Raw genomic sequence first — 21,745 nt, forward strand, 5'->3', positions numbered from 1 at the left:
TCACAAAATCATCGGCGTTTTCCGAATAGGCAGCAACTTCGCCATCACCTCATCAGAAAAATAATGCCGCACAGCCGCCTTTTGCTCATCATTCAAATGCACATAACAACGGTCGTAAATATCCGAATATTCCACCAACATCGTCATATTGACCAATTCAGACAACGCTTGATAATACCCCACCCATTTCACATTTTCAGGCTGCTTATCTCTTTCTGCCAACGCCGCTGCCCGTTGTCCCAAAATTTTTGCCGCTTCACAACGCGAAACAAACGCCTTCAAATCGTTCACCGTAGTAGAAGCACTGCCCGCATGATGACAATACGCATACCCTACCAATTTGCATTCCAACACCAGCACTTCAGGACTACGCGTCAGCACGTCCACCATAAAAATCCCGTCTTCACTATTGCTGATGGATTCCTCAAACCCAATATCATGCTCACGCAGATATTCCGTGCGGAATAAACCATTCCAAACAGATGGAAACCAATTTGCCAGCAGCGCAATCAAATACTGCTGCCCTGAACAAAAAAAGCCATCTTGCGATAAAGCAAAATGCGTCAGTGGCAACATCGTCATATAAGGCATACCTTCAAGACTCACGCTGGTTATCAACGTTTTCACCACGTCCACTTTTTTGCTATCAGAAAACGCAATCAGTGAAGGATATTGATGTTGCCCCAGCAAATAATCATCGCTGTCCACAAACTGCACATAACGCCCGCGCGCTACGCTCAAGCCACGATTTCGCGCCGCCGAAACGCCACAATTATGTTGCTGCAAAAAAATCACTTCAGAATGCAGCCTGAAAAATTCACGCGCAATTTCTGCCGAATTATCCGTAGAACCATCGTCCACAATAATAATTTCCTTGTGAACAGGCACCGCCAGCACACTTTCTAAACACTTCGCCAAATAACGTTCCACATTGTAAACAGGAATAACAAAACTAATTTCAGGCTGCATCATCAATCTCCAAAATAACAGGCAAATGGTCGGAAGCCGTAAATTGGCTCACTTGGCAACGACCTTTCAGTCTGCCTTTCACAAAAATATGGTCAAGCGTGCGCTGCGGTTTCCAACTTGGATACGTTGGCAAACCATCGCTCAAACGCGTGTAATCATAATCCGTCAGCAAACAAAGCTGTTCTGCTTCGGGCGGACAATTAAAATCGCCCATCACGCACACATTGTCAAAATCCGCCAATTTCTGCCGAATAAACCGCATTTGATGAAACTGGTCTACCGCGCCCAAACTCAAATGCACATTCGCCACCACAAAATCGCCGTTTGGCGTTTGCACCTGCGCCGCCAACATTCCGCGCCCTTTGATTTTGGACGGCAACGGCTCATTCACCACTTCGCGTAACGGCAATTTACTCAAAATCAAATTGCCGTGAACGGATAATTTACCCACCACGCGGTTGGTCTGACAAATATGGTGTGAAAATGGTGTTTGTGCCAAAAGCTGTTGCACTTGGTTTTGAAAGCCGTTGCGAAAGCCGCCCAAATCGATTTCTTGCAGGCAAACCACATCAAAATCGCTGATATATTTCGCAATATTTGCCAATACTTGCGCTTTGGCAGGACTGGGCATCACTTGGCGGTGCAAGCGCGAAACGTAGCTAAAATAACTGTCCGACGCAATCGCAGCCTGAATGTTGTAGCTCAAAATACGCATTTTGCTTACCAACGCCAGCCTGAACCGATTGCACCTGATACGCCGCTATTGTTGGCGTTGATGGCTGCGTGGGTGTTCGCGCAGCCTGAAAGAATGGCGCAGAATGTGGCGATAAAAAATAGTTTTTTCATGTTGATTATTCCTGTTTTCAGGCTGCATTTTGTGTGTGAATGCAGCCTGAAAGTGTATTTTTTTAAAAAACGGTCCGTGTGGCACACCCTACGTTTACGGTAACATTTTGCCCAATCTCAAAGCAATTTCAATGCAAATTGCAGCCTGAAAAATGGTGAAGTGGTGCGCGTGGCACACCCTACCGTTTTCAGGCTGCTTTTTTATTCGCCTGTTTCACAATATGCTCAATCGCGGCGGTCGCACAATGCAAACCAAAACTGGCTGTTACCAGCATACTCGCACCATACCCTGCACACGATAATCCTTGCGGTGCGGCGTTATCCACATCACACGCAGCCTGAATTTGCGGCGGCGTAATCTGTTCACGCGAATACACGCACGGCACGCGCATTTTGCCTGTTCGCGCAAAACCGTGTTTCTTGCGCAAGGTGTAACGCAGATTAGACAATAACGGGTCGTGCGTGGTTTCGCTCAAATCCGCCAATTCAATCAAGGCTGGATTGCGCTGTCCACCTGCGCCGCCGCTCATAATAAACGCTTGTTTTTTGCGAACAAAATGCGCCACCATGGCAACTTTCACACGCACTTGGTCAATCGCGTCAATCACAAAATCAAAAGGCAGCCTGAAAATCTCTGCCAAGTTGTCTTCATCAACAAAATCTTCTATCTCATGCACGACGCAATCGGGGTTGATTTCGGCAATTCGCTCGCGCAACGCGGTTACTTTGGGTTTGCCAAAATCGGAGGTTAGCGCGTGTAACTGTCTGTTTACATTGGAAACAGCGATGTTATCCAAATCAATCAGCGTGAGTTCGCCCACGCCACTTCGCGCCAGTGCTTCCACCGCCCACGAACCAACACCGCCCACACCCACCACGCAAACGTGGGCTTTTTGCAGGGCTTGTAATCCGTGTTCGCCGTATAGTCGGGCAATACCTCCGAAGCGGCGGTTGTATTCTGTTGATGATGTCATGTTAATCCTTGTGTATGGGGTTTCAGGCTGCGTTTATTTGCTGTTTGTGAGATTGTCGGCGAGCCGCCGACGCTCCATTTTTGTTAAATGTTAAATGCAGCCTGAAACCTAAAAAATTTGCTGAAAAATGATTTGAGTTGGATTATACTTCAAGCACAAAGTAAACCTTTGCAAACAAATTTTAAATTTGCAATTTCAATCTATTTCTCAACCCGTTCTGGTAAGGAGCGCATTATGTACAAACATATCGTAGTCGCTGTTGATGGTAGTAACACTTCTTTAAACGCTTTGCAACACGCCGCTAGTTTGGCGATTGCTGGCGATGCTAAACTGACTTTGGTAACCGTTGCCAACCCAAGCGAATATATGACGCTTGCGCCTGAGTTTTTGCAACATGAAAGCTATGAAGCTGCAGCAATTGCTAGCGGTAATGAAGTTTTGGCTGAAGCTGGCGTGGCAGCAAAAGCGGCTGGCGTGAAAGAAGTGAATATGCATCTGCTGGTGGCAGCTAAAGGCGCGAAAGAAATGGCGCAAGGTTTGGTGGATTATGCGGATAGCCATGGCGCGGATTTGATTGTGATTGGTACGCATGGTCGCACAGGTTTGATGCACTTGCTGATGGGTAGCTTTGCGGAAACGGTGATGCGCCAAAGCCATTTGCCTTTGCTGGTGATTCGCAGCGTGTATCGTGAAGAAGATGATGAAGATGAAGCTGTTGCTGGCGAATAAGTGATTTGAAGAATGCAGCCTGAAAATGGGTTTTCAGGCTGCATTTTTATTTGGGTTTCTTTGGCAAATGCACCATTCGTCAGCAATAAAGTCAGCAAAAATACCGTTTTTTTCATTTTGCACCTTTCAAAAAAAGGGCAAGACCAACGCCTTGCCCTTTTCATCAATTTTGTTTACACACCGCGCAACAATTCGTTCACGCTGGTTTTTGCACGTGTTTTCGCGTCCACTTTTTTCACGATAACAGCGCAATACAAGCTGTGCGAACCGTCTTTGCTCGGCATGCTGCCTGAAACCACCACAGAGCCAGCAGGTACGCGACCGTAGAAAATTTCGCCAGTTTCGCGGTCTAAAATTTTGGTTGATTGACCGATGAACACGCCCATAGAAATCACAGAGCCTTCTTCCACAATCACGCCTTCCACGATTTCAGAACGCGCACCGATGAAGCAGTTGTCTTCAATGATTGTTGGCGCAGCTTGCAATGGCTCTAACACGCCGCCAATGCCCACGCCGCCGCTCAAATGCACGTTTTTACCGATTTGTGCACAAGAGCCAACGGTTACCCAAGTGTCCACCATCGTGCCTTCGTCCACATACGCACCGATGTTCACATAAGATGGCATCAACACGGCATTTTTAGCGACAAAGCTACCGTAGCGAGCAATCGCACCTGGCACAGCGCGGAAACCTGCATCGCGGAAGTTTTCTTCCGTCCAGTCAGCGAATTTGGTTGGCACTTTGTCAAAATATTGGTTCACGCCGTCTGATTGTTTCACGTTGTCTTGAATGCGGAACGACAACAATACGGCTTTTTTCGCCCACTCGTTCACTTTCCATTTGCCAACGCTTTCGCGTTCTGCCACGCGCAAAGTGCCGTTGTCTAACTGACGCATGGTTTCCAAAACGGCTGCTTTCACTTCAGGGGTTACAGTTGTTGGTGTGATGTTTGCGCGGTCTTCAAATGCCGCTTCAATGATTTGTTGCAAAGACATGATTTATCCTGTTTTGTCGGTTGAAAAAACAATGATTGTATATCAAAAAACATTTTCAGGCTGCGTTTTATCCCTAAAACGCAGCCTGAAAATTTATTCTCTCGGCAATAAACCGCTTGTGTCCAAATTGTCCTGAACCACGTCTACACGCAGCACATCAGGATTCTTCAAACGCACCCCGAATTGATAGTGAACCACCTCTTGCCCTTTCGTTTCCACGTGCAACATCAAATCAAACTCACTAAAAAACGCAATGTGCAACGAACCACCTAACCATTCGCCGTGTTCGTTTTGAACAAACTCGCCGCCCTCTTCTAGCTGAAATTCTTGCCCAGCCACCATAATCGGAAAAACACCGCCGTCTTTTTCCACCACATTCAACGCAATGAAACCACCAATCACACTCATGATACACCTCCATAAAAGTTGAAATAAATTTCAGGCTGCCTGAAAATATAATTTCATTATGTAACAACTTAAAAAAACACAGAAAGACCCAGTTATGAAAAAAATCCTCTTCATTTGCCTCGGCAACATCTGCCGTTCCCCCATGGCAGAATACATCTTCCGCCAAAAAGCCCAAGAACGCGGTTTAAACGTCCAATCAGACAGCGCAGGCACCAGCGGCTGGCACGATGGTGAAGCCATGCACTGCGGCACCGCCGACATATTAGACGGCATGGGCATCGCCTCAAATGATTTCGTCAGCAGCAAAGTCCCCAGCGATGCGCTGCAAACTTACGATTACTTGATTGTGATGGACAGCAACAACCTACGCGATGTTGAAAAACTGTTCGGCAAACACCCCAAACAAATTTTCAAAATCACAGACTTGCTGCCCCAACCTGCCGCCTACGACCATGTTCCAGACCCATGGTACACAGGTAATTTTAAAGAAACCAAAGATATTCTCACCCAATGCTGCGATATTTTGGTTGAGCGATTGGCAACAGGTGAAATGTAATTTTCAGGCTACTTTTTAATACACGACAAAAAGTGGAGCGTTGGCGGCTCGCCAACGCTCCATGTTTAAGAAATCTTCCCAAATAAACTTTCAGGCTGCATTTTATCTCTGAAACGCAGCCTGAAACTTATTGTTTACCAGTTAGTAACAAACTCACTCACGTCCCAATTCTTCGGCTCATCAGACGCATTTTCTGCCGTGCCAATCATAATCAAACCAATGATTTTCTCTTTTTCCGTGCATTCAAATTCACGTTGCAAAACAGGCGCGTTTGTCCACAAGCCCGTAATCCACACATTATCAAAGCCTTGCGCTTTCGCTGCCAACTGAATCGCATACGCTGCACAAGCCGCGCTCATATGTTGTTCCCATTCGGGTTTACCCTCTTTTGGACTGGCAATCACGCCAATCACAAGCGGCGCAAATTTACCGATACGTTCCGCTTTTTGCAGTGTTTTTTCGCCCATGTTTAAAGTAATCGCCGTTTCACGCAACGCAGCCTGAAAACGCTGCATACCTTCTTCGCTTTGAATGGCGACAAAACGCCACGGTTTCAAATCGCCGTGGTCAGGCACTTGTGTTGCAGCCTGAAAAATCGTGTCTAATTGCAATTCATCAGGCGCAGGCGCAGACAATGTTTTGCATGAACGGCGTGTGGTTAATAATTCTAAAATGTCCATAAAGTTTCCTTGTTTTAAAAAGTGATTTTTCAGGCTGCGATTATATTTGCAGCCTGAAAATTGATTAACTGTGTTTTCAGGCTGCATATTCCGCCAAAAGCGTTTCCTGCAAACCAATTTCTTCTTCATCTTTCTTCGGCGTAATCCGCGTGTAAGTGCCATCGCCGTGCATTTCCCAAGCGCGGATATTGTCCGCCAACGCCAGCGTTAAACCCTCACGAATCACACATTTTTTCAGGCTGCCTGTTTCAATCGGGGTGCACACTTCAATTCGGCTGAAGAAATTGCGTCCCATCCAATCCGCGCTGGCGATGAACACATTTTCTGCGCCATCGTTATAAAAATAATAAACGCGGGAATGCTCCAGCAACCGCCCAATGATGGAGCGCACGCGAATATTCTCTGATAAACCAGCCACTTGCGGACGCAACGCACACATGCCACGCACAATCAAATCAATCTGCACACCTGCCGCGCTAGCTGCGTACAAGGCTTCAATCACTTGCGGTTCAACCAGCGAATTCATTTTGGCGATGATTTTGGCAGGTTTGCCTGCTTTGGCATTTTCCGTTTCGCGCTGAATATTGTCCAGCACCATTTTGTGCAACGTGAACGGGCTTTGATACAGTTTTTTCAACTTGTTGGCTTGACCTAAACCTGTGATTTCCATGAACAAAGTGTTCACATCGCGCGTCATCGCTTCGTTTGCGGTGAACAAACCGAAATCGGTGTAAATACGTGAAGTGCCTTGATGATAGTTGCCCGTGCCTAAATGCGCGTAGGCTTTCAGGCTGTCTGATTCGCGGCGGATAACCAATGCCATTTTGGCGTGAACTTTGTAGCCAAACACGCCATAAACCACGTGTGCGCCTGCTTCTTCAAGCTGTTTTGCCCAGTTCACGTTGTTGGCTTCGTCAAAACGCGCCATCAGTTCCATGACTACGGTTACTTGTTTGCCTGCCAACGATGCCGCCATAAGTGCGCGAACCAGCTCGGAATTGCTGCCTGTGCGGTAAATCGTCATTTTAATCGCGACAACATCGGGGTCGCGTGCAGCATCGCGGATAAAGCGGACGACGGGTTCAAAAGATTGGTACGGGTGGTGCAGCAAAATGTCTTGCTTGGCAATTTCGTCCAAAATGCAACGGATTTTGCGGAGCGGTTTAGGGTATTGCGGCGCGTAGGGTTTGTCTTTCAAATCTTTGCGGTCGAGCATATCAGGGACGGAATTGAGTCGTACTAAATTCACAGGTCCGTGAACTTGATAGAGTTCGCTGCGGGTTAATTGAAATTGGGCGAGCAAAAATTCACTGATGTGGTTGGGGCAACTATCGGCAACTTCTAGGCGCACGCCGTCGCCATAATCGCGGTCGCGCAATTCGTTTTGAACGGCAGTGCGTAGGTTGCTCAAATCGTCTTCATCGACTGTGAGTGCGCTATCGCGTGTGAGACGGAATTGGTGGCAGCCTTTGACGGTCATGCCGCGGAAGAGTTTGTAAACGTATTCGTGCAGAATGGACGATAGGAAGACGAAGCCGCTTTTGCCGTTGCAGATTTCTTCGGGCAATTTGATGGCGCGTGGCAAAATGCGCGGTGCTTGCACAATCGCCATGCCTGAGGCGCGTCCGAATGCGTCTTTGCCGTCTAGCTCTACGACAAAGTTGAGTGATTTGTTGAGCAGTCTTGGGAATGGGTGCGATGCGTCTAAGCCAATTGGGGTGAGAATGGGCAGCAGTTCGCGGTTGAAGTAGTCTTCAATCCATTCGCGTTGAACGTTGCTCCATGTGCTGCGGCGATAGAAAACGATGCCTTGCGCTTCTAATTCGGGCAGCAAGGTTTTGTTTAATATGGCATATTGTTCGGTAATGAGTTTTTGGGCTTCTTCGCTCACTCGGGAGATGGTTTCGCTGGGGGTGAGCCCTGAATCGAGTATGTGGTTGGGACGCGTGCGCTGTTTGCGTTTGAGATGTGCCATGCGCACTTCAAAAAATTCGTCTAAATTGGAAGAGACGATGCACACGAAACGTAAGCGTTCGAGCAGGGGAACGCGTTTGTCTTGTGCTTGGGCGAGTACGCGGCGGTTAAAAGCTAACAGGCTGAGTTCTCGACACAAAATTCGGTTGGATTGTGGCATGGCGTTGTCCTTTTTCTATGGGAATGATGTGTGATTATAACGCGCTTTTGGGATTTTTCAGGCTGCCTGAAAACATTGTTCGTATAAGGGTGTGAGTGCTTGAATTTGTTTGGTTATCCATTCTGCGCTGTCGTATTGTTGGATTGTGTCGCGCTCTAAATGTTTGCCTATGCAGTAAAAATCTTCGGCATTTTGTGGGACGAATGTGTTTTCAGGCTGCATTTTTAAGGTTTGATAATCTGCGTATTCGTCTTCGCTGCCCTGCCATATGTCAAAATCGGCGTATTGTTGGCGGTTTAGGTTGTCTGTCCATTGGTTGTATTGTTGCAGGGCAATGGTGGAGCGGTCGGCTTTGTAGCAATGCCAATCCAGCGAAACAGTAAGTCGGCGGCGATTGAGTAGCACTGATAAAATGGCTGCGTCATTGTGGTGTTGCTCGTATTTGAAGTAGGCGAAAAAGTGGGCGCGAACTTGCCAGCCATTGCACCAGCGTTCAATATGTGGCGCGGCGAATTGGGGATTTTCTTGTGCAAGATTGCCGGAAACTTGTTTGATGATGGCTTGCCAGTCTTGCCATGCGCTTTTGTAGTCTTCTTTGAGTTGCGTAATGGTTTCGGGTGCATATTTTTTGAGTTGTGAGAATTGGAAAAATGGGCGGTTGAATAAATCGCAATGAGCTGGGGTGAGTATCATAATAGTGTTCTTTCAGGCTGCGTGATGAATATGTGAAAAAACCGCATTAGTAAAAACTAATGCGGTTTTCATTTTGGGGTGGCTAATGGGGCTCGAACCCACGACAACCGGAATCACAATCCGGGGCTCTACCAACTGAGCTATAGCCACCATAAAACTGGCACACCCGACAGGAATCGAACCTGTAACCCCCGACTTAGAAGGTCGGTGCTCTATCCAGTTGAGCTACGGGTGCATACTGTCGGTCGAATAATCTGTATTTTCAAAATGGTCGGGGCGGTGGGATTCGAACTCACGACCCTCTGCTCCCAAAGCAGATGCGCTAACCGGGCTGCGCTACGCCCCGACGTCTTGAAAGATTTGAATTATAGAGATTACTTTAGTTTCAGTCAATCGTTTATTTTATTTTTTTACAGCCTGAAAACTAGATAGCTGAAATTTAATGAAATATTTTTTCAGGCTGCTTTTATTCTCTTTTCTCAACTCAACAACATCTCTTTGCACATATTTTCTATTATTGCACATTTTTTTATTGATTTTCTTGCGATAATCCGCACAATAATTTCAAAATTGGAACACAATCATTATGAAACGCATTTTTCTTTTTCTCGCTACCAATATGGCGGTGCTGCTGGTTATCAGTATTTTGATGAATTTTCTGGGCTTGAACCACGCAAATGGCGGCATGGGTAAGGTTTTGGCTTCGGCGGCTGTTGTCGGTTTTACAGGCTCAATTATTTCTTTGCTAATGTCTAAAACCATGGCGAAGGCTTCGGTGGATGCGGAAGTGATTACGCAACCTCAAAATGAAATTGAAGCGTGGTTGGTTGGTACGATTGAAAGCCAAGCGCACCAATGGGGCTTTGATATGCCTGAAATTGCGATTTATGATTCGCCTGAACCCAACGCTTTTGCAACAGGCGCAACAAAAAACAGTTCTTTAGTCGCAGTCAGCACAGGCTTATTGCGCAGCATGACACGTGATGAAGTGGAAGCCGTTTTGGCGCACGAAATGGCGCATATTGGCAATGGTGATATGGTTACACTCACGTTAATTCAAGGCGTTGTAAACACATTTGTGGTGTTTCTATCGAAAATCATTGCAGGCATGGTGGCGCAAGGTCTCTCTCCGCAACATGATGAAAATGGTGAACAAACTGAGAATACAAGCAATAGCGGCACATATTTCTTGGTTTACACGGTCTTGCAAATGGTGTTCGGTTTCCTTGCCAGTATTATTGTGATGTGGTTCAGCCGTCAGCGTGAATATCGCGCAGACGCTGGCGCTGCAAGATTAGTTGGCGCAACCAAAATGATTGCAGCATTGCAACGACTAAAAGGTCAAGGTAGTCAGTTGCCAGCCAATATGGCAGCGATGGGCATTGCCAGCGAAGAGCGCGATTCTTTATTGAGTACGCATCCAAGTTTAGATAGCCGCATTGCGCGTTTACAAATGATGTGATAATTTCAATCATTCAGGCAGCCTGAAAGATATTTTCAGGCTGCCTGAAGTTTATTTTAAGCGTACAATCTCGCCTACTTTTTGTTACAAGAGGAACACACTCATGCAAATCTCAACTATTCCTGAAATTTTGGCAGACATCAAAGCGGGCAAAATGGTCATCATCACCGATGCTGAAGACCGTGAAAACGAAGGCGATTTGGTGATGGCGGCGCAATTTGTTACGCCAGAAGCCATCAACTTTATGATTAAGCACGCACGCGGTTTGGTGTGTTTACCGATGGAAAGCGCATTGATTGACAAACTGGGCTTGCCGATGATGACGCAACACAACGGCGCACAATATGGCACAAACTTCACCGTTTCCATTGAAGCGGCAAACGGCATCAGCACGGGCATTTCCGCTGCAGACCGCGCCCACACTATTCAAACCGCCGTTTCAGCGAATGTGCAGCCTGAAGACATTGTGCAACCTGGGCATATTTTCCCACTTCGCGCCCAAAAAGGCGGTGTGTTAATGCGTACAGGACACACGGAAGCGGCGGTAGATTTGGCGCAAATGGCAGGTCTATCAGGCGCAGGCGTGATTTGCGAAATCATCAATGATGACGGCACCATGTCGCGTATGCCTGAATTGCAAGAGTTCGCCAAACAACACGGCTTGAAAATTGGCACGATTGCCGATTTGATTGAATACCGTAGTCGCACAGAAAGCCTATTAGAAGAAATGGGCGATACGATGATTCACACCGAATGGGGCGATTTCCGCCAACGCGTGTATGTGGACAAACTGAACGGCGAAACGCATTTGGCGTTAGTGAAAGGCAATCCAACCGAAGCCACTGAAACTTTAGTACGCGTTCACGAACCATTCAGCGCAATGGACTTTATCCAGCCCGACTCAAGCCACTCTTGGTCGCTGCCGCAAGCCTTGCAACGCGTTCAGGCTACAGAAAACGGTGTGGTTATTTTGTTACACAGAACAGAAGACGGTGCGGCTTTGTTATCCCGAACCGCGCCAAAAAAACCATCGCAAACCAAAAAATGGGACAGCAAAATGTACGGCATTGGTGCGCAAATCTTGGCTAATCTGAATGTGAAAAAAATGCGCGTTTTGGGTACGCCTTCTGCATTGAATGGCTTAACTGGCTTTGGCTTAGAAATTGTCGGTTTTGAAGAAGTTAATCAATAAAATCAAATGATTAAATGCAGCCTGAAAAGTAGTTTCTTTTCAGGCTGCATTTTGTTTTGTAGGAAAACACAAATCCCATATTTCCCTCTTGACACAAATCAAAAAATTTTAACTTTTACACTTTTTTTGTGAAATTTTGTTTGACAACCGATGTCATGAAGCGCAATATACATGCATACAAAAAACATGGGAAACAGAAATAAGTTATTCTTATATAACGGTATTTTTTGATTTTTAGCTTGTATTTTGTAGTCTCTAGCGTATCTCTAAAACACTAGACTTCCCTTAGTGCTGTATCAAATATGTGTAGTATTTTAAGGAGAATTATCATGACTAAAATCGTCAATTCTTGGAACGACTTTGACCCTCTGAAACGCATCATCGTTGGTGTGGCAGACCATAGTTGTATTCCTCCAGAAGAACCTGCAACTTCTGAAAAAGTGCCTGTAGATAGCAAAATGCGCGGCATGTGGGGTCCTCGTCCCCTAGAAACCGTTGAAAAAGCTAACGAACAATTGAACTACTTGGCTAAAGTTTTGGAAGACCGCGGTGTCATCGTTGACCGTCCAACTCCATTGCAATGGAACCAACCTGTCATCACTCCAGACTTCCGTACTGGCTCTATGATGACTTGTATGCCTCCACGCGATATTCTTTTAACCATCGGTAATGAAATTATGGCTTCTGCTAACTCATTCCGCTGCCGTTACTTTGAATATTTGGCATTCTGGCCTCTGATGAAAAAATATTTTGATGAAGACCCAGAATTCAAATGGACTCAAGCACCTCGTCCACGTTTGACAGATAAATCATATAAACACAATTATTATGATGAAAAAATCTCTTTGGAAGAACGCTTAGTTCGTACTGCGAACAAAGACTTCGTTACAACTGAAGAAGAACCAATGTGGGATGCTGCTGACGTAATGCGTGTTGGTAAAGACTTGTTTATCCAACATGGCTTGACTACCAACCGCACTGCAATGGAATGGTTCAAACGCTACTATCCAAACTTGACAGTTCACGCCGTTAACTTCCCAGGTGACCCATATCCAATCCACATTGATGCAACATTTGTTCCATTGCGTCCAGGTTTGATTATCAACAACCCCGTTCGTCCATTGCCACAAGAACAACGTGCAATCTTCGAGAAAAACGGTTGGGAAATTGTGCCTGCTGCTCAACCTGCTCATAAAGAACCTCCTCCACTATGCTACAGCTCAGTATGGTTGTCTATGAACTGCTTGGTAGTAGACCACAAAACAGTGATTTGCGAAGCTTCTGAAGTGAACCAACAAGAGCAATTCGACAAATTAGGTATGAACGTAATCCCAGTTCCATTCCGCGATGCTTACCCATTCGGTGGTGCATTACACTGCGCTACTGCCGATGTATATCGCGAAGGTGGCTGCGAAGATTACTTCCCAAATCGCAACTTCAATGACTTGACTTTGGTTTAATTTAAAACTCGCGCTGATGTAAGATGAAAAGATAATTCGCTTGATGCCTCCTTTTGTTTCGCATCAGCCTGTATCAAGTTGTCCAAAAATAGGGGGCAGTCATTTACGACTTGCCCCCTTAATTTATGGAGAGTTACGCTATGAGTACCCCTACAACAACTAGCGCTCCCATCAACAAAAAAGTTGGCTTTATCAATGCCTTCATCGCAGCAACTCTGATGGGTTTTGTTGGTTTCTTCGCTCGTCATATCAACGCTCAAGGCGACTTTATCGCGTCATCGCGCATGATGTGCGGCACAATCGCATTTTTCGCTATCTTGGCATACAAAGGTAGGTTGCACGAACTCAAATCGTACAAACTGTCTTTCCCCATGATTTTAAGTGGTTTTTTCATGGGTAACTGCTTATCGGCTTATGTGATGGCGACTAAACTGACTTCCATTGCCAACGCTGTGTTTTTTATTTACATCGGTCCGATTATTTCCACTTTGCTCGCCGTGATTTTCTTGAAAGAAAAAATGAGGGCAAGCACTTGGGTATCTATGGCAGGTGTATTTATCGGCATGCTGCTGATTGTGGGCTTGGTAAGTTTTGAAGGTGGCAGCCTGAAATTCGGATTCGAATTTAAAGCAGAAACATTCAAAGGCGATATGCTGGCATTGTATTCTGGTGTGGGTTATGGCTTGTTCTTATTCTTCAACCGCTTCCGTACTGAAGTCCCTGGTGATACACGCGCATTCTGGAATTTCCTGTTTGCCTTGCTAGGTATTTTGGCTCTGTTCCCTATCACACAACCAACCATTGCTCAAATGGGTTCTTCCGACTGGATTTGGTGGATTGCGATTGGTTTCGTGTGCGGTTTTGGTGCATTAGGCACTTGCTCTATCGCCACACGCCACTTGAAAGCCTCTGAATTTGCTTGCGTTTCATACTGGGAATGCGTGGTTGCGCCAGTCTTCGTAGGTTTGCTGATTTTTGGCGAAGCCATGAGCATGCCACAAATCATCGGTGGCGCACTGATTATTATCGGCGGTATGAGTGAAGTGGTTGTGAGCCTGTTCTCTCGCAAAGGCAGCAATGAAACCAATGATGGTTCTGCTCCCCCTGCTCAAGCAGCCTGAAAACCTAGTCATCAAGTTATTTAAAACATTGGCGATAAGTTATAGTTTCCTTTTTTAGGCTGCAATCTGAAAAATACTATCGCTTATCGCCAATCTATCTTTTTATCAAGATGTTACACCACTGAAATTTTTACAAAATCAAGTTGTACGCATCATCAAAACCTATCTGTCTTTCCGAAAATCTTTCAGGCAGCCTGAAAATGCCGATTTTGCAAAAATTTTAAAATATTCAATAAACTTTTGATTGGAGAGAATTATGTCCACAACCACCACTTTTTTCCATTCATCAACGCCAGAATTATCCGAGCAAGAACGCCAAGCATTACGCAAAGCCGCCACATCCAGTTTCATTGGCAACTTTGTCGAATGGTTCGACTACGCCGCGTATGGCTATCTAGCCGCCATTATCGGCAAAGTCTTCTTCCCCTCAAGCGACCCACAAACTGAGCTGATTGCCACATTCACAGTTTTCGCCATTTCCTTCATCATTCGCCCATTCGGCGGCATTGTATGGGGCTATTGGGGCGACAGATACGGCAGGCGATTTGCCTTATCATGGTCAATTCTCGTCATGTCCGCTTCTACTTTCTGTATCGCCCTTATTCCGTCTTACACTAGCATAGGCATCGCCGCGCCCATATTGCTGCTTCTCGTCCGCATGGTACAAGGCTTCTCCGCATCAGGCGAATACGCAGGTGCGTCCGCATTCCTAGCAGAATACGCCCCCAAAGGCAAACGTGGTTTATACACCAGCCTAGTCCCTGCCAGCACCGCCACAGGTTTGCTGATGGGTTCACTGCTCGCCGCCCTACTCTATACCGTTCTCAGCCCAGAACACTTGCACTCATGGGGCTGGCGCATTCCCTTTCTCATGGCTGGACCTTTCGGTTTAATCGGACGCTATATCCGCTTGCATCTTGAGGACTCCCCTGTCTATCGAGAAATGGAAGCCAAAATGGATAAAAGCAAACGCAGCAGCAATTTACCCATTCAAATTTTGCTGACCAAATACCGCAAAGAAGTTTTGATTGCTTGCGGTGTCGTGTCGCTCAACGCCGTAGCGTTTTACACCACACTCAGCTACATGCCCACTTATCTCAGCTCAGAACTGGGCATGAGCGAAACCTACTCGTTTATGGCGTCCAGCGTCGCCCTGTTAGCCTACATCGGATTCATTTTTGTCATGGGACATTTCTCCGATTTATACGGACGCAAAACCATGCTAACAGGCGCGTGCGTTTTGTTTATCCTGTTATCCGTTCCCCTGTTTGCCTTGTTGGAACAAAATCACTTTGCCGTTAGCCTGTTTGTGATGATGAGCTTTGGCGTTATTCTTGCCATGAATGACGGCACGTTGCCGGGGTTCTTAACCGAGGCTTTCCCAACGCATTTGCGCTTTAGTGGTTTTGCCCTCTGTTTCAACATGGGTAACGCATTACTGGGCGGCACATCGCCTCTGCTTGCCACACTTTTGATTAAACACACAGGCAGCGATTTAGCCCCAGCATGGTATTTATCTGGCATCGCCGTTATCGCTTTGATTGCGCTGCGATTTAGCCAAGAAACCGCTAATAAAAAATTGTGATAAACAAAAAGCAGCCTGAAAAATATTTTCAGGCTGCTTTTATTAGACTTACTACGAAACTTGTAGGCTGGGTTATAACCCAGAAGTTTTCAGGCTGCATGAATTTGCTGGGTCGCAACCCAGCCTACGGATTTCGCAGGAAGTCTATTTTCAGGCTGCAATAAAATTAATCCACTTGCGAAACCATCACATCTAAACCACGAACCGACTTCATAATCTCATCTGTTTTCACACGATATTTCTTCAAAGCCGCCAAATCCGTCGCCGACAATTTAGGTGTAGGCAAAGCTACAGAAGCAGGGTTCACATGCTGACCGTTAATCCGCACTTCATAATGCAAATGTGGACCAGTAGAACGCCCCGTAGAGCCCACAAACGCAATCACAGAGCCAGCACCCACAGAAGAACCCACATTCACACCGTCCACAAACGCACTCAAATGCCCGTAAAGCGTTTCCATGCCATTGCCATGCGTAATCATCACCGCGTTACCATAGCCGCCTTTCCAACCACGGAAACTCACCACACCATCGCTCGGCGCAAGCACTTTTGTCCCCATTGGTGCAGCATAGTCAATCCCCGTGTGCATGCGAACTGTGTGCAAAACAGGGTGAACACGAATCCCATAAGGCGAAGAAATCCTCGTGTACGTTTCCACAGGCAAGCCATCAAAACCCTTTTTCAGAGCCTCGCCCTTCTCGTCATAATAGTTACCGCCGCTATCTTGGTCGCCATTCTCAAAATAATAGCCATAATACGTTTTACCGCCCATTGTGATTTCCGCCGCCAACACATTACCCGTCGCCACTTCCTGACCACGGAAAAACAAACTTTCATACAACACGCGCACACTATCGCCAGCGTGCAAATTATCCAAGTCAAACTTATCCGCAAACACCTCTTTCAAAGCCGTGCGAATTTCAACAGGCACGCCAGCACGCGCCAACGCTCCAGAAGACGAAGTTGTTACCACCACCGAGCGCAAAGACGGCAACGTTTCCGTATCCACCGCACCAGCGTGTAACTGCCATTTGCCATTCAATTTCTCAATCGCCACCAGATTGCGTTCACCGTCATCATCAGCGTTGAAAAATTGAATATCCGTTACTTCATTGCTCGAATCTACACGCGCACTGATAATCTGCCCAGCACGCAGTTGCAACATCTTCGTATCAATCGGGCTTTCTTTCAAAAACGTTTGAATACTGTGTTCACTCACACCCAAACGCTCCAAAACAATGCTCAGATTATCGCCCGTTTGCACTTCCTCATCATACCAATAACTCACAGGGACAGATTGTTCGCCTGTTTTGGGCAGCATTAACTTTTCCACCACCTTATGCTGCTGAAACTGTTTCTGCTCCACAGCACGCACACCAGCCCAACCAGCCGCCGCCAAAGCTGCCAACACAGCTACTGCAATACAACTGTTCCTGACCACATTTTTCTTCATGTTCAAATCAAATTCAAATAACAAAATAGGCACGATTTTATCACTTTTGCCACAACAACATAGCCCAAAAAGCAAAACTTCACAAAAATCCACCAGAATTTGCTTGACGAAAAACTACAATCTCACTACAATGCGCATCTTAAGTCGGGGCGTAGCGCAGCCCGGTTAGCGCATCTGCTTTGGGAGCAGAGGGTCGTGAGTTCGAATCCCACCGCCCCGACCAAAAATTTAACCGCATTGGTTTTTAGCCAATGAGGTTTTTCATTTGTCGTTTGAGAACAAAAATGCAGCCTGAAAAACTTGTTTTTCAGGCTGCATTTTCACATTCAGCAATTAAAACGGAATGTCATCATCAATATCATCAACAGGCGCAGCAGGAGCAGTTGATGCTTGACGCTGTGGCGCAGCAGGCGGTTGTTGAGATTGTTGCGGATACGATTGCTGCTGTGGTGCATTGCCATAATCAGGTTGATAACCACCATTATCATAACCTTGCGCACCACCTTGTTGGCTATTGCGCGAATCCAGCATCTTCATTTCACTGCAAATAATATCGTAAGCCGTGCGTTCCATACCCTGCTTGTCAGTATATTTGCGCGACTGAATGCGCCCTTCCAAATACACTTGGCTACCCTTTTTCAAATACTGCCCAGCAATTTCGCCTAATTTACGATAAATCGTAATATTGTGCCATTCCGTGCGCTCTTGGCGTTGTCCGCTATTACGGTCAGTCCACGTTTCGCTGGTTGCCACCGAAAAATTGCACACCGCCTCACCATTGGGCATATAACGCAATTCAGGGTCGCGCCCTAAGCGTCCAATCAAAATCACTTTATTCAACATACTTTCATACTCCTGTTAAAACTTGTTTCACATATTCTTCATCAAAACCTTGCTGCAAGGCTTTTACAAAAACGGTTTTATTATCCGCGCTCAATCGCACTTCTTCCACGCCAGACGCAGCCTGAATTTTTGCCGTTAATCCCGCCAAATCCGCCAGCCAACTATCAGGCACAGCAAACATCACATTTTTCACAGGACGCGGCGCAGGTGCAGACATCGCCATCAACAACCACACGCCAATAATCACACAGCAAAACCCAAACACGCCCGAAAAACCATAAACCGCATACATTCGGCTGCCAATCATACCTCCCGTAAACACGCCCAGCGATTGCGTTGTGTTATACACACCCATCGCCGTGCCTTTCAAATCAGTCGGCGCAATTTTAGACACCAAAGACGGCAAACTCGCCTCCAAAATATTGAAGCCGATGAAATAAACCACCAAAGTCAGCCCAATCAGCCACGCAGACGACACGCTAAAAATCAACGCAAACTGCGCCAACAACACCAACGCAATCCCCAGCACAAACACCTGTTTCAATTTATTACGCGTTTCGCCAATCACAATCGCAGGCACCATCAGCACCAAGCCAATCACAGTCGCAGGCAAATAAACCAGCCAATGCTCTGACTTATCCCAACCCAAGTTTTTCAGCGCAAACGGCAACGCCGTAAAAATCGCCATCAACCCAGCTTGCAGCGCAAAAATGCCATAGTTCAAACGCAATAATTGCCCATTTTTCAGCACTTCGCCAATTCTGTGAACCGACACTTGCGCGTCTTCATGGTGTCGTGATTGTTCAGGATTGGGCGTGTAAAACCGCACCAGCGCAATGCTCGCCAAACTCAGCACACCCGTCAGCGCAAACAAACCTTGCACACCAATAAATTGGCTCAACACAGGCGACAGCACCAAGCTCACCGAAAACGTTAGCCCAATGCTCAAGCCAATCAGCGACATCGCCCGAGTACGCACTTCTTCGCGTGTTAAATCCGCCAGCAAAGCCGTTACCGCTGCACTCACCGCCCCCGCGCCTTGAATCGCCCGCGCCACAATCAGCATATAAACATCATTTGTAAACGCTGCGATAAAACTCCCCAGCGCAAACACGCCCATGCCCAAGTAAATCACTTTTTTGCGACCAATCTTGTCGGACAACATACCCAGTGGCAGTTGCAGCAAGGCTTGAGTCAGTCCGTAAGCCGCCATTGCCAGCCCTACCATTTTCAGCTTTGCGACTTCGTCCGCGCCCGATAAGCTGTGTGCATGAAGCGACAAAACAGGCAGCACCAAAAACATGCCCAGCATTCGCAGCGCATACACACCAGCCAAAGACGTAGCCGCACGCCATTCATGCGCCAACATAGGAATTTTTATTTTTTTAGACATTGTCTTCCCACATATTCAAGCTGCGATTTTCAGGCAGCCTGAAAGAAATAAAATGGCTGCGATTATAGCATTGATTGGATTGTTTTCATGTTGCTAAACCGATAGATATTTTTTCAGGCTGCTTATTGTCATCATTTGGCAGAATAAAGCGAAACTGCGAAAATACGCAGCCTGAAAAAATACAAAACCACACACAATGATTATTGCCAAAACCCCCTATCTCAATACAGAAGTCGATTTCAAAGCCCTGCTGTTCAACCAAATCGCCCTGATTGCCGTATCCCTTCCCTTGCTGAAAGAACTGCCCACGCCCGTAACCGCCGTATTTGCCGCATTTGCATTGGGACGCGTTGCGCTGATGAAATTCGGCGTGAAAAAACTACCCAAATGGCAACTTATGCTTATGCTGCTGGTTGTAGGCATGCTTGTGTTCGCGGAAGTCGGCACATTTATCGGTTTACAAGGCGGCACAGCGTTTTTACTGCTGCTGTGCGCCCTCAAATCCTACGAAGGTTATTCGCGCCGCGACAGACAAGTGTCCGCCCTATCCATGATTTTCTTGCTCTCAGGCGCAGTGCTGTTCAATCAAGATTTAGCCGTTGGTTTATGGGTACTCGTTTGCCTGATGCTCATCAGCGTATCGCTCGCCATTTTGAACGATGTCAGCATTAAAAACGCCATCAAACAAAGTGGCATGGCATTTTTGCTCACATTACTGCCAACTGTGTTGCTGTTCATCACCATGCCGCGACGCGACGCACCACTTTGGGGCTTACCACAAAATCCGTCTGCCCAATCCACCACGGGTTTATCAGAATCCATGAAACCTGGCAGCATTGGCAACTTGGTGCAAAGCAACGAACCCGCGTTTTCCGCCACTTTTGATGACGGTTTTACCCCTCGCCCTAAAGATTTGTACTGGCGCGTGATGATTATGTCCGAGCAAAACAGCTCTGGCGAATGGCAAGCGGTGAGAGGTTTTGTAGACAGCGCAGTCCCTGTTTCCACGCCGAAAAATCCAACTGTACGCTATCAAGTGGTTTTGGCAGATGAAAAGGGGCGTATTCCCGCGCTGGATTACCCAGCCGACCGCCAACGCCATGGCTTAATGCGCGAATTGGGCGACGTGATGCGCGTGTATAGTCGCCAAGGGGTGCGCGGTATCAACTTACGTTCCGTTATCACAGACGAATTGCCGCAAAAATTGCGCGAAAACGAAATCCGTGAATACACCACGCTGCCTGAAAAAACGAATTTGCGGACGCGCATATTTGCCAAACAACTTTTTGAACAAAATGGCAGTCATGCAGAAAATTTCGCCAATGCCGTTTTGCGTTATTTCTCGCAACAAAAATTTGCTTACACACTCAAACCGCCCGTTTTATTGAGCAGCAGCCCCACCGATGAATTTCTGTTCAAAACCAAACAAGGTTTTTGTGAGCATTACGCCGACGCGTTTGTGGTGATGATGCGTGCCGCAGGTGTGCCAGCGCGTGTGGTTACAGGCTACCAAGGCGGCGAATGGAACGAGCAAGGCAACTTCTGGCAAATCCGCAGCAAAGACGCGCACGCGTGGGCGGAAATTTGGCTGCCTGAAAAACAAGTGTGGAAACGCTACGACCCAACCGCCGCCGTGTCCATCACGCGCGTGGAAGGCGGTTTGGACAGCGCGTTGCCTGCCGAAGAAATCAATGAACTAGTGAGCAATCTGGGCTTGTGGAGTCAGCTCACAGGCAAAAGCCAAGTTTATTGGGAACGCTGGGTAGTCAATTTTGACGGCGAACAGCAGAAAAATTTGTTTTCATGGTTTGGTTTCAGCAAAGTAACAGGCGGCGCGTTGCTGACTGTGTTGCTGCTGGGACTTGTGCCTGCGTTAATTCCTGTTTTCTTGTGGTGGAAACGCTCGCGCCGTGAAGATATTTCGCCGTTGGCAGACGGTTTTATGCTGCTGAAACATCATTTGCTCAGCGAAAAATTTGCCAATTTGGGCGCATTGGGCGCGGTGGAATTGAAGCAAGAATTGCAATCGCAGCAACGCTTGTCGCCTGATTTGGCGGAGTTGATTGATGATTATATTCGCTTGAATTACGCCAGCAGCCAGTCGCCCAGCAAACGTGTGGCGCAAGGTTGGTATCGCCGCGCACGGAAATTGGCGCGGAAATATCGCTTGAAAAATGCAGCCTGAAAACGATTTTTCAGATTGCGTTTTTGTTATGCCACAAATCAAAACCATTTTCAGGCTGCCATAAAAC

General features: G+C 46.8%; 20 protein-coding genes and 4 tRNA genes. 9 read left to right on the plus strand and 15 right to left on the minus strand.

What is annotated here, in order from left to right; genetic code table 11:
- The 4 genes from QEO93_RS05710 to QEO93_RS05725 form a co-directional block, all read right to left on the minus strand.
- Window positions 1-969, minus strand: coding sequence for a glycosyltransferase (locus QEO93_RS05710; RefSeq protein WP_157686309.1), 969 nt, complete (start codon window positions 967-969; stop codon window positions 1-3).
- Window positions 959-1,684 carry an endonuclease/exonuclease/phosphatase family protein gene (locus QEO93_RS05715; protein ID WP_032137281.1) on the minus strand — a complete coding sequence of 242 codons (726 nt, stop codon included), beginning with the start codon at window positions 1,682-1,684 and terminating at the stop codon, window positions 959-961. Before QEO93_RS05715 ends, QEO93_RS05710 begins: the two co-directional genes overlap by 11 nt.
- Window positions 1,685-1,689: 5 nt before the next feature.
- Complete coding sequence (locus QEO93_RS05720) at window positions 1,690-1,815, minus strand: lipoprotein (RefSeq protein WP_245190646.1); 126 nt, start codon at window positions 1,813-1,815, stop codon at window positions 1,690-1,692.
- 188 nt (window positions 1,816-2,003) lie between these two features.
- The gene (locus tag QEO93_RS05725) at window positions 2,004-2,789 is read right to left on the minus strand and encodes a tRNA threonylcarbamoyladenosine dehydratase (protein WP_032137179.1); all 786 of its coding nucleotides are present in this window, start codon (window positions 2,787-2,789) and stop codon (window positions 2,004-2,006) included.
- Between the two features lie 234 nt (window positions 2,790-3,023).
- On the opposite strand from QEO93_RS05725, the gene QEO93_RS05730 reads away from it, so the two are divergent.
- Window positions 3,024-3,518, plus strand: a complete 495-nt coding sequence (locus QEO93_RS05730) for a universal stress protein (protein WP_032137282.1) — start codon at window positions 3,024-3,026, stop codon at window positions 3,516-3,518.
- A 173-nt stretch (window positions 3,519-3,691) separates the two neighbouring features.
- Here the strand turns inward: QEO93_RS05730 and dapD are convergent, their stop codons facing one another.
- A complete protein-coding gene (dapD, locus tag QEO93_RS05735) occupies window positions 3,692-4,513 on the minus strand; it encodes a 2,3,4,5-tetrahydropyridine-2,6-dicarboxylate N-succinyltransferase (RefSeq protein ID WP_085815642.1) in 822 nt (273 codons plus the stop codon).
- Window positions 4,514-4,606: 93 nt separating this feature from the next.
- Window positions 4,607-4,921: a hypothetical protein gene (locus QEO93_RS05740; RefSeq protein WP_085815643.1), complete on the minus strand. Its 315-nt coding sequence runs from the start codon at window positions 4,919-4,921 to the stop codon at window positions 4,607-4,609.
- Window positions 4,922-5,015: 94 nt separating this feature from the next.
- Here QEO93_RS05740 and QEO93_RS05745 point away from each other — a divergent pair, with 94 nt between their 5' ends.
- Window positions 5,016-5,477: a low molecular weight protein-tyrosine-phosphatase gene (locus tag QEO93_RS05745; protein ID WP_032137182.1), complete on the plus strand. Its 462-nt coding sequence runs from the start codon at window positions 5,016-5,018 to the stop codon at window positions 5,475-5,477.
- 134 nt (window positions 5,478-5,611) lie between these two features.
- Here the strand turns inward: QEO93_RS05745 and QEO93_RS05750 are convergent, their stop codons facing one another.
- From QEO93_RS05750 to QEO93_RS05775, 6 genes are all read right to left on the minus strand, one after another.
- On the minus strand, window positions 5,612-6,157 hold the full coding sequence (locus tag QEO93_RS05750) for a nitroreductase family protein (protein WP_085815739.1): 546 nt from the start codon (window positions 6,155-6,157) through the stop codon (window positions 5,612-5,614).
- Between the two features lie 76 nt (window positions 6,158-6,233).
- The gene (gene ppk1 / locus QEO93_RS05755) at window positions 6,234-8,291 is read right to left on the minus strand and encodes a polyphosphate kinase 1 (protein ID WP_085815644.1); all 2,058 of its coding nucleotides are present in this window, start codon (window positions 8,289-8,291) and stop codon (window positions 6,234-6,236) included.
- A 57-nt stretch (window positions 8,292-8,348) separates the two neighbouring features.
- Window positions 8,349-8,981 carry an HI_0552 family protein gene (locus QEO93_RS05760; protein WP_032137284.1) on the minus strand — a complete coding sequence of 211 codons (633 nt, stop codon included), beginning with the start codon at window positions 8,979-8,981 and terminating at the stop codon, window positions 8,349-8,351.
- Window positions 8,982-9,058: 77 nt separating this feature from the next.
- Window positions 9,059-9,134 (minus strand) — tRNA-His (locus tag QEO93_RS05765).
- An 8-nt stretch (window positions 9,135-9,142) separates the two neighbouring features.
- Window positions 9,143-9,219 (minus strand) — tRNA-Arg (locus QEO93_RS05770).
- Between the two features lie 33 nt (window positions 9,220-9,252).
- A tRNA-Pro gene (locus QEO93_RS05775) sits at window positions 9,253-9,330 on the minus strand.
- A 240-nt stretch (window positions 9,331-9,570) separates the two neighbouring features.
- On the opposite strand from QEO93_RS05775, the gene htpX reads away from it, so the two are divergent.
- The 5 genes from htpX to QEO93_RS05800 all read left to right on the plus strand — a co-directional run bounded on the left by htpX (window position 9,571) and on the right by QEO93_RS05800 (window position 15,804).
- Window positions 9,571-10,446, plus strand: a complete 876-nt coding sequence (gene htpX, locus QEO93_RS05780) for a protease HtpX (RefSeq protein WP_032137184.1) — start codon at window positions 9,571-9,573, stop codon at window positions 10,444-10,446.
- A gap of 67 nt (window positions 10,447-10,513) precedes the next feature.
- Window positions 10,514-11,638, plus strand: coding sequence for a bifunctional 3,4-dihydroxy-2-butanone-4-phosphate synthase/GTP cyclohydrolase II (gene ribBA / locus QEO93_RS05785; protein WP_425337438.1), 1,125 nt, complete (start codon window positions 10,514-10,516; stop codon window positions 11,636-11,638).
- 329 nt (window positions 11,639-11,967) lie between these two features.
- Entirely contained in the window at window positions 11,968-13,098 is a 1,131-nt protein-coding gene (locus QEO93_RS05790) for a serine/threonine protein kinase (protein WP_032137186.1), read from the plus strand.
- Between the two features lie 140 nt (window positions 13,099-13,238).
- Window positions 13,239-14,219 (plus strand): DMT family transporter, encoded by a 981-nt coding sequence (locus QEO93_RS05795; protein ID WP_081906935.1) that lies wholly within the window; start codon window positions 13,239-13,241, stop codon window positions 14,217-14,219.
- Window positions 14,220-14,475: 256 nt separating this feature from the next.
- A complete protein-coding gene (locus QEO93_RS05800; RefSeq protein WP_032137187.1) occupies window positions 14,476-15,804 on the plus strand; it encodes an MFS transporter in 1,329 nt (442 codons plus the stop codon).
- Between the two features lie 166 nt (window positions 15,805-15,970).
- Here QEO93_RS05800 and QEO93_RS05805 read toward each other — a convergent pair whose 3' ends face one another.
- Window positions 15,971-17,257, minus strand: a complete 1,287-nt coding sequence (locus tag QEO93_RS05805) for a M23 family metallopeptidase (protein ID WP_052368751.1) — start codon at window positions 17,255-17,257, stop codon at window positions 15,971-15,973.
- 145 nt (window positions 17,258-17,402) lie between these two features.
- On the opposite strand from QEO93_RS05805, the gene QEO93_RS05810 reads away from it, so the two are divergent.
- A tRNA-Pro gene (locus QEO93_RS05810) sits at window positions 17,403-17,480 on the plus strand.
- A 110-nt stretch (window positions 17,481-17,590) separates the two neighbouring features.
- Here QEO93_RS05810 and QEO93_RS05815 read toward each other — a convergent pair.
- Together QEO93_RS05815 and QEO93_RS05820 are read right to left on the minus strand one after the other, a co-directional pair.
- Window positions 17,591-18,100, minus strand: a complete 510-nt coding sequence (locus QEO93_RS05815) for a single-stranded DNA-binding protein (RefSeq protein WP_032137188.1) — start codon at window positions 18,098-18,100, stop codon at window positions 17,591-17,593.
- 4 nt (window positions 18,101-18,104) lie between these two features.
- Complete coding sequence (locus tag QEO93_RS05820) at window positions 18,105-19,493, minus strand: MFS transporter (protein WP_032137189.1); 1,389 nt, start codon at window positions 19,491-19,493, stop codon at window positions 18,105-18,107.
- A 196-nt stretch (window positions 19,494-19,689) separates the two neighbouring features.
- On the opposite strand from QEO93_RS05820, the gene QEO93_RS05825 reads away from it, so the two are divergent.
- The gene (locus QEO93_RS05825; protein WP_085815645.1) at window positions 19,690-21,678 is read left to right on the plus strand and encodes a transglutaminase TgpA family protein; all 1,989 of its coding nucleotides are present in this window, start codon (window positions 19,690-19,692) and stop codon (window positions 21,676-21,678) included.
- Window positions 21,679-21,745 lie beyond the last annotated feature (67 nt).

Origin of the sequence: Kingella negevensis, assembly GCF_030177895.1 — a bacterium.
Lineage (GTDB): Bacteria > Pseudomonadota > Gammaproteobacteria > Burkholderiales > Neisseriaceae > Kingella_C > Kingella_C negevensis.

What these genes read in the sequence shown, in the direction of transcription:
- QEO93_RS05710 (WP_157686309.1), bottom strand. Translation starts at nt 969, where the DNA reads ATGCAGCCTGAAATTAGTTTTGTTATTCCTGTTTACAATGTGGAACGT.
- QEO93_RS05715 (WP_032137281.1), bottom strand. Translation starts at nt 1,684, where the DNA reads ATGCGTATTTTGAGCTACAACATTCAGGCTGCGATTGCGTCGGACAGT.
- QEO93_RS05720 (WP_245190646.1), bottom strand. Translation starts at nt 1,815, where the DNA reads ATGAAAAAACTATTTTTTATCGCCACATTCTGCGCCATTCTTTCAGGC.
- QEO93_RS05725 (WP_032137179.1), bottom strand. Translation starts at nt 2,789, where the DNA reads ATGACATCATCAACAGAATACAACCGCCGCTTCGGAGGTATTGCCCGA.
- QEO93_RS05730 (WP_032137282.1), top strand. Translation starts at nt 3,024, where the DNA reads ATGTACAAACATATCGTAGTCGCTGTTGATGGTAGTAACACTTCTTTA.
- dapD (WP_085815642.1), bottom strand. Translation starts at nt 4,513, where the DNA reads ATGTCTTTGCAACAAATCATTGAAGCGGCATTTGAAGACCGCGCAAAC.
- QEO93_RS05740 (WP_085815643.1), bottom strand. Translation starts at nt 4,921, where the DNA reads ATGAGTGTGATTGGTGGTTTCATTGCGTTGAATGTGGTGGAAAAAGAC.
- QEO93_RS05745 (WP_032137182.1), top strand. Translation starts at nt 5,016, where the DNA reads ATGAAAAAAATCCTCTTCATTTGCCTCGGCAACATCTGCCGTTCCCCC.
- QEO93_RS05750 (WP_085815739.1), bottom strand. Translation starts at nt 6,157, where the DNA reads ATGGACATTTTAGAATTATTAACCACACGCCGTTCATGCAAAACATTG.
- ppk1 (WP_085815644.1), bottom strand. Translation starts at nt 8,291, where the DNA reads ATGCCACAATCCAACCGAATTTTGTGTCGAGAACTCAGCCTGTTAGCT.
- htpX (WP_032137184.1), top strand. Translation starts at nt 9,571, where the DNA reads ATGAAACGCATTTTTCTTTTTCTCGCTACCAATATGGCGGTGCTGCTG.
- QEO93_RS05790 (WP_032137186.1), top strand. Translation starts at nt 11,968, where the DNA reads ATGACTAAAATCGTCAATTCTTGGAACGACTTTGACCCTCTGAAACGC.
- QEO93_RS05795 (WP_081906935.1), top strand. Translation starts at nt 13,239, where the DNA reads ATGAGTACCCCTACAACAACTAGCGCTCCCATCAACAAAAAAGTTGGC.
- QEO93_RS05800 (WP_032137187.1), top strand. Translation starts at nt 14,476, where the DNA reads ATGTCCACAACCACCACTTTTTTCCATTCATCAACGCCAGAATTATCC.
- QEO93_RS05805 (WP_052368751.1), bottom strand. Translation starts at nt 17,257, where the DNA reads ATGAAGAAAAATGTGGTCAGGAACAGTTGTATTGCAGTAGCTGTGTTG.
- QEO93_RS05815 (WP_032137188.1), bottom strand. Translation starts at nt 18,100, where the DNA reads ATGTTGAATAAAGTGATTTTGATTGGACGCTTAGGGCGCGACCCTGAA.
- QEO93_RS05820 (WP_032137189.1), bottom strand. Translation starts at nt 19,493, where the DNA reads ATGTCTAAAAAAATAAAAATTCCTATGTTGGCGCATGAATGGCGTGCG.
- QEO93_RS05825 (WP_085815645.1), top strand. Translation starts at nt 19,690, where the DNA reads ATGATTATTGCCAAAACCCCCTATCTCAATACAGAAGTCGATTTCAAA.